Annotated in this window: 7 protein-coding genes; 3 read left to right on the top strand and 4 right to left on the bottom strand. The window is 45.1% G+C overall.

The features are described 5' to 3' along the window. Both HF974_14435 and HF974_14430 read left to right on the top strand, forming a co-directional pair. The coding region (locus HF974_14435; protein MBC2699499.1) for a DUF460 domain-containing protein at window positions 1–594 on the top strand (594 nt) is incomplete at its 5' end. A 369-nt stretch (window positions 595–963) separates the two neighbouring features. Further along, a complete protein-coding gene (locus HF974_14430) occupies window positions 964–1,671 on the top strand; it encodes an ArsR family transcriptional regulator (protein ID MBC2699498.1) in 708 nt (235 codons plus the stop codon). 78 nt (window positions 1,672–1,749) lie between these two features. Here HF974_14430 and HF974_14425 read toward each other — a convergent pair whose 3' ends face one another. From HF974_14425 to HF974_14410, 4 genes are read right to left on the bottom strand one after another with little or no spacing between them, the layout of a single operon-like run. Continuing rightward, entirely contained in the window at window positions 1,750–2,655 is a 906-nt protein-coding gene (locus tag HF974_14425) for a pyruvate synthase subunit beta (GenBank protein MBC2699497.1), read from the bottom strand. After that, entirely contained in the window at window positions 2,655–3,824 is a 1,170-nt protein-coding gene (locus tag HF974_14420) for a pyruvate synthase (protein MBC2699496.1), read from the bottom strand. Before HF974_14420 ends, HF974_14425 begins: the two co-directional genes overlap by 1 nt. Further along, window positions 3,821–4,075, bottom strand: coding sequence for a 4Fe-4S binding protein (locus HF974_14415; protein MBC2699495.1), 255 nt, complete (start codon window positions 4,073–4,075; stop codon window positions 3,821–3,823). The genes HF974_14420 and HF974_14415 overlap by 4 nt, the downstream gene beginning before the upstream one ends. Before the next feature lie 26 nt (window positions 4,076–4,101). Continuing rightward, complete coding sequence (locus HF974_14410; protein MBC2699494.1) at window positions 4,102–4,638, bottom strand: pyruvate ferredoxin oxidoreductase; 537 nt, start codon at window positions 4,636–4,638, stop codon at window positions 4,102–4,104. Window positions 4,639–4,897: 259 nt separating this feature from the next. On the opposite strand from HF974_14410, the gene HF974_14405 reads away from it, so the two are divergent. Further along, the gene (locus tag HF974_14405) at window positions 4,898–7,060 is read left to right on the top strand and encodes a M20/M25/M40 family metallo-hydrolase (protein MBC2699493.1); all 2,163 of its coding nucleotides are present in this window, start codon (window positions 4,898–4,900) and stop codon (window positions 7,058–7,060) included. Window position 7,061: the final 1 nt, after the last annotated feature.

The following is a 7,061-nucleotide window of genomic DNA, read 5'->3' as shown; positions in this document are numbered from 1 at the left end:
AATATCAGGAGTCTTAAGGCCGGAACATATTCGAAAATACGTAAGTACAAGGAACTGCGCATCCGTGAGAACAGGATACGCCAGCTTAAATCAACAGTTAAGGAAAAGGAGTGTACGATCGAGGAACTCAAGCTGCAGGTGGAAGAACTAAAACGGGTGCGTTCACTGGAGATCAGCGGACGTACGACTCCTGTCAAAGTAGTCCAGGGATTTACCAGGGAGGCAATTGCTACTACTGCACAGCAGTACGGCATCAATCCCGGAGATGTACTGTTCTTCAAAGACGCCAGCGGCGGCGGACCTGCCGGTGTGGATATTCTGGCCGACCTTCGGGTCAGGGCAGTTATCTTCAGGGGTGAACCCGCACATAATGCTGTGGAAGAGTTCTATAAAAGGGAATTGCCATTCTTCAGCGTAAACTCATTGCCTGTGCAGTATGTGGACGATTTCGGTGTAGTGGACCCGGAAGAATTAAACGCTTTAGAGAAACGTTTTAATGAAGAACTGACTTCAAAGAAAAAAAAAGAGAAAGAACATCTGCTGGATAAACTGGTAGAAGAATATAAAAGCGACCGCCGCAAGGGAAAGATATAATTCCTGCGGTTTTGTTGTTTATACTGGCACTATCCCAAAAACCAGTTATTTCAATCTAGGATTATTGAAATTGATAATTACATAGACACGGATCTACATGGTTTGTAATTATCAATCTTAAGGTTATTGGGGTCGATATCATACGATTCTATTAAGTTTGTGATGGAAGGTATTTAATAAAAATCAAATCAGTGTTGATACGTGCAAATCCGTATCTGAAAAATAACTGGAATTATACTGTGTCGTTTATACTAAAGGCATAATTGCATCCAAAAACGAATATTTTATATATGTATAATTATTTTATTACTTTACAATAAAATGCTGCCAAAAAACAATATAACTATTATTTATTCCACTGAAAACGGGATGGTTGCACTGGACAGTCCGGTCAAACTCAAAATACTTGATTTTATCCACGGTCAGTCCAAATCATTTGAAGAAGTTGTAAACGAGTGCTGTAAAGCTAAATCCACAATTTCGGTACATCTGAAAGACCTGGTTATGCAGGATATTATTTTGGAACAAAAGGACCAATCTGACAAGAGAAAGAAGTACTATTCCTTAAACTCCCAGTTCATAGCATATTCCCAGATGCCGATGCAGAATTGCTATAATCGAATAATTGACAAGTTGATGGATACAGTCGATTCTGACAATTCTGAAATGGAATTTTTCAGGACTTTATGCCACACTATCAGGTACGGCCTGGAAGCCTATGGAATGAACCCAAAACCGGTTTTCAAGAAGATAGGCAACGATATTGGACAGAAAATGGACAGGTTCTTTGGCGCCGGCTCCATTGAGGAACTATTACCAGAATTGGCCGGATTCTGGCAATTACATGGTCTTGGTGAGATCGAGATAGACAACCTCGATCCGCTGACCCTGGTCGTACATGACTGTTTTGACTGTTCGGATATGCCGGATGTGGGGCGGACCCTGTGTGCACTGGTTGAGGGAATTATTGAGGGTATCTTCGAAGCAAGCCTTAAACTGCAGGTAAGAGCAAAAGAAGTGGAATGTTTCGGTACAGGTCACAACCACTGCAAATTTAAAATACGCATTCCGGATTGAAAACCTGTATTAAACGTACTGAAATACTAAACGTACTGAACAAACTGAAATATTGTGCGTACTGAAATACTGAATGTACTAAACGTACCGCTGCTTGTTATATTCCTTCAGTTCAGCCCAGTGCTCATTAATAAGCGCCTGAAGCCGGTCCACACCATCCGGGGGCAGCGCCCGGTAGCGTCCCTGCATTTTCAGGAATTCATCAATTGGCTTAAGTTCACTGAAATCCTTGTTCAGGGTCAGCATCCCGTGCTCTATTTCATACAGGGGCCACATTCCGCAGCGCACAGCAAGTTTGGATATCTTGATAGTCAATCTGGGATCGTAGTTCCACCCGGCAGTACATGCCCCCAATAGTTCAATATATGAAAAACCATCCCTCTCTTTTGCCCTGCTCAGTTTATTCAGGAAATCCACAGGATAGGCCAGGGATGCAGTGGCTGCATATACCCTATGGGCACCCATGATCTTGAGCATGTCCTTGTTGACAATATTAGTCCCGGTGGGATTTTCCTTCCCCCTTGGCGTGGTTTTGGTCTCACTGCCGTAAGGTGTTGCCGTTGACCACTGGAAACCCGTATTGCCATATGACTGGTTGTTGTAGCAGATGTAGATGATGCGCTCGTTCTTGGCCGCTGCTGCTGACAGGGAAGCAAAGCCGATATCATAGGTGGCCCCATCTCCGGCATACACCACTACATTCATATCCTCGTTCCCCAGGTTGTCCAGGCCGTGCCTGGCCCCGGCTGCAGTTGATGCCGCATTCTCAATGGCATTATGTATCCAGCTTGCTTTTAACGGTGTGTTGGGATACAGGGGCAGCAAGGTCATGCACCCGGCAGAATTGATAATAATGGTGTCAAGACCAAGTACTTTTAATGCAAGTTTCAAACCAAGGGACGGGCCGCAGCCCGCACATGCAGATGATCCGCCGGTGAAATTATCTTGTTTTGGTATATCCTTTAAACTCTTGAACTCCTGCATCAGATCTCCTCCAGATCGTTCCATTCCATCCTGGGACGTCCCGTTGCCAAGTCATCCATGAGTTTATGGGTGATCTCCTTTACCTTACTTTCTGTCTGCGGATTTCCCCCCAATCCCACCACAAAACCGGACACAATGGGTCGTTTGTCCAGATTGTACAGCGTTTCAATTATTTCCGGGAACATGATACCACCCTTGCCCGGTGCTACGTTGCGGTCGATCACTGCTATTGCCTTTGCACCTTTCAATGCCCCGGCCACTGCTTCATTGGGCCACGGGCGTATTACCCTGAGTCTTAACAATCCTACCTTGATACCTTCATCCCTCATCTCCAGAATGGCAGCCTTTGCTGTGGTACTCATGGAACCCTGGGTCACAAGCACCAGCTCGGCATCTTCCAGCATAAACTCATCCACCAGATGGTACCTCCTGCCGAAAATCTTCTCAAAATCATCCTGTACCTCTTCAATGACCGTGAGGGCATTGCGGGATGCCACATGATTCTGCGCCCGGAATATCGAGTACTCATCCAGCACCGGTGGACCCACAGTGACAGGCCTGTTCTTTGCTATTGTATGGACCGGATCATATCCTGGCAGGAATTCCTCCACCTGTTCAGGTGAAGGGATGATGATGGGTTCATCTGTGAATGATAGCACATATCCGTCCATATTGACCATGGCTGGCAGCAGCACCCGCGGGTCCTCAGCAATGCGATATGCCTGCAGCACCATATCCAGCACTTCCTGGTTGTTCTCTGCATGGAACATGAGCCAGCCGCTATCCCTCTGGTCAAGGAAATCGTTGTGGTCTGACCACAGGGTAACAGGCGCAGCCAGCCCCCTTGAAATGGTTGCCATCACAATAGGAAGGCGCATCCCGGCCGCAATGTACAACACCTCATGCATCAGTAACAGCCCCTGGGACGAAGTCGCAGTAAATACCCGACTTCCTACGGCTGCCGCACCCACAGCCGCACTCATGACCGAATGCTCTGATTCCATTCTGTCAAAATAAGTTCCAGGTAGTTCCCCGTCCGCACTCCACCGGGCCAGGGTCTCGATACACTCGGTCTGGGGCGTGATAGGGAAATTTGGGATATACTTGGCCCTGACCAGCCTTGCACCCCATGCTGCGGCTTCGTTGCCGGTAACAAGTGTCTGTTTCATGCTCCCTCCTTCTCTTCTGTCATGGCACCGGTTGGACACTCTTCCGCACATATCATGCAGCCCTTACACGAGGTCAGGTTGATTTCGGGACCATCAGGAGTCCAGTTAATAGCAGCATCAGGACAGTAAATATAACATATCTTGCATTTGGTACATTTTTCACTATGATGTACTGGTCTTACCAGTCTCCATGAACCCCTGTTGACCTTTGCTGCACTGCCCGGCTCTCTGATAATGGGAATACCCTCAATCCCTTTATAAGGTATATCTTCCTCCCTCACTTTGCCACCTCATAGCATTTTCTAACAGCGGTTTTATTTGCTTCGATCAGCTCTTTGGGATACTTGGAAAGCTCTTCTTCAATGGCCCAGTTCAGTGCATCGATTGAAATGATATTCGTGAATTTTGCCAGGGCACCCAGCATTGTTGTATTGAATATCGGTTTGCCGATAGTATCAAGGGCAATACTTGTGGCATCCACATTTTTTACCTCAGCAGGCGTGTCAATGTCAGGTTCATGTTCCGAGTTCACCAGCAGCACACCGTTCTCAGACAGCCCGTCAGCCACATTGACCAGGTCCAGCAATGTCCTGTCAAGTACCAGGACCACATCAGGGTCGTCCACATACCCCCGCTCCAGTATGGGGTCATCGTTTATCCTGACAAAACTCATTACAGGTGCGCCGCGCCGTTCTGCACCGTACAATGCAAAATCCTGGACCTGTTTGCCCATCTTAAAAGCAGCCAGGCCTACCATCTTGGCAGCTTTTTTTGCACCCTGGCCTCCTCTACCGTGTATGCGAATCTTATACATCCTCTAAATAGTGGTACTTGTTAAACTATAAAATTAACTGTATCATCAATTGTTGTCTGTGCTCTTAAGTGTGCTCTGTGGCAGAATAGAAAAAGCCAAAATCAATTTTATCTGGTAGTTATTAATGTTGCAACGTTTGATGTTAATCTAAAATTAGGGTTGAAGATTAAGTGGATTTGGGAAAGATTATGACCTTTTCCGACAATTACATCGTAAATAACTATTTTACAGCATAGTAAAATCACATAGTGGAAAAATCATGAAGGTTGCTATAATATATAACAAGGATATGACTGGTGTTATCAATCAGTTCGGTATGCAGAACAAGGAGATATACAACCCGGAGACTGTCAAAAAAGTTGCTTATGCACTTGAAAAAAGTGGGCATAATGTCAGAATTGCCGAAGGGAATATGTACATTATTGAAAAGCTAAAAGAATTCATGCCCAGTGTAATCGAAGGCGAGCGAATGGGCATGGTTTTCAACATGGCTTATGGTATCCAGGGTGAAAGCCGTTATACACATCTTCCGGCTATGCTGGAGATGGTTGGAATCCCTTATGTGGGCTCAGGGCCAGAAGGACATTCACTTGCCCTTGATAAGGTGATCACGAAGATAATTTTGCAGAAAAATGGTATTCCTACTCCTGAATATTGGGTGTTTTCCACAGGTGATGAGGATATGGGTAATGTCAGGTACCCGGTCATTATAAAACCCAAAATGGAGGCGGTCTCTTATGGCATCAAAGTTGTGTATAATGAAGCTGACCTGCGTGATGCAGTTAAATTCGTAATCTCGGAATTTAAACAACAAGCCCTGGTAGAGCAGTTCATCCGTGGCAGGGAATTCTGTGTAGGGTTATTAGGAAATGGCAATCCTGAGGCATTCCCGGTTCTGGAGATCGATCTTGAAAACGATCCGGACGCTATACAGACCGTAGATGACAAAAAGGAAAAACCCAGGGAAAAGATATGTCCTGCAATGATCTCCCGGGAACTGGCAGATGAAATGGTCAGGATGTGTAAAGATGCTTTCAATGCATTAGGACTCAGGGATTTTGCACGTGTCGATATTCGTATGGATGAGGATGAGAATATTTATTTGCTGGAGATCAATTCAATGGCAAGTCTTGGTCCCACTGGTTCTTTTGTTAATGCTGCTAAAGTTGCTGGTTATGACTATACCAGATTGGTAAATAGAATTGTAGATGTTGCAGCAGTTAGATATTTTTCTGATAATTTAATATTCCAGGAAAAAATAACTGGATATGGCAAAGAACACTTACCATTGCCGATACGTATTCGCGGGTTTCTAAGAATGAAACAGGAGGAGATAGAAAAACTGCTTAAAAAGATGACCACTATCAATTCCTATGTACGGAATGTGGAGGGTGTCAATAAACTTGGCACACTCATCTGGCAGCAGCTCAGTCCTCTTGGTTTTTCGCATCAGGTCATCCCCATGGTTGAAATTGGGAACATCCTGCTGTTCAGCAATTCAAATGAAAATAAATATGATGTGCTGCTTCTTGGCCATCTGGATAATTCCACTTCATTCACACGGCAGAGCCATTACCATGAAACTGAACAAAAGCTTTATGGAACTGCTGTATGGGACAGCAATGGCGGATTAGCAGTGATGATTGCAGCATTACGCGCCTTACGATTTGTCCGCCTTTTAAGAAAGATGAAGATAGGAATATTGCTGACCACCGATAATACCTTTCATGGAAAGAATACCAGCAACAGTATACAGGAAATCCTGCAAAGGGCAGAGGTTGTGATAGGATTGAGCGGAGCATCCCTGGATGGAACTGTTATCACCTCCCGTTCAGGAGCTGCAGTATACAACTGCCAGATGAATCTCATAAATGCAGAAAATGCAGGAGATGTTGCCAGAGCAACTGCTTCCTTTAGCAGTCTGCTGACAAGTTTGACCAGACTTTCCAATGAGGTGGATGGTGGGGTGGTAATTCCTCGAAAAGTGAAGATGAAATCGAGTATTGCAACCCTGTGTGCATATTGTGAAGCAGCACTGAGTGTGAGATTTGATAACCAGGAACAAGGTGATGCATTCAATCAAAAGATACATCAGATCATAAAGAAAACGAACAGCAGCAAAACCCGTTTCCAGATCGAAGGGGGTATCCGTCGGCTCCCTATGGCATATAATCAAAAAACAGATGAGCTCTATCAGCGTGTGAAGGATATCGGTAATAGACTGGACATAAGGGTTCTCAAAGAGCACAGGTGGAGTTCATCTGATATATGTTCAGTACGTCAGGATATTGCAAGGATAGACGGTCTTGGCCCTATCGGGGATGCCCCGCATGATAATGAAGAATATATATTGCGGCATAGCCTGCTGGACAGAGCTGCTTTACTTGCACTGCTGCTGAATGATATCAGGCAGAGGAAGTAAC

Source organism: ANME-2 cluster archaeon (assembly GCA_014237145.1).
In the GTDB taxonomy this organism is placed as follows: Archaea; Halobacteriota; Methanosarcinia; order Methanosarcinales; family Methanocomedenaceae; genus Methanocomedens_A.
The sequence above is the reverse complement of the archived record's forward strand: the minus strand, read 5'-3'. Positions and strand labels throughout refer to the sequence as shown.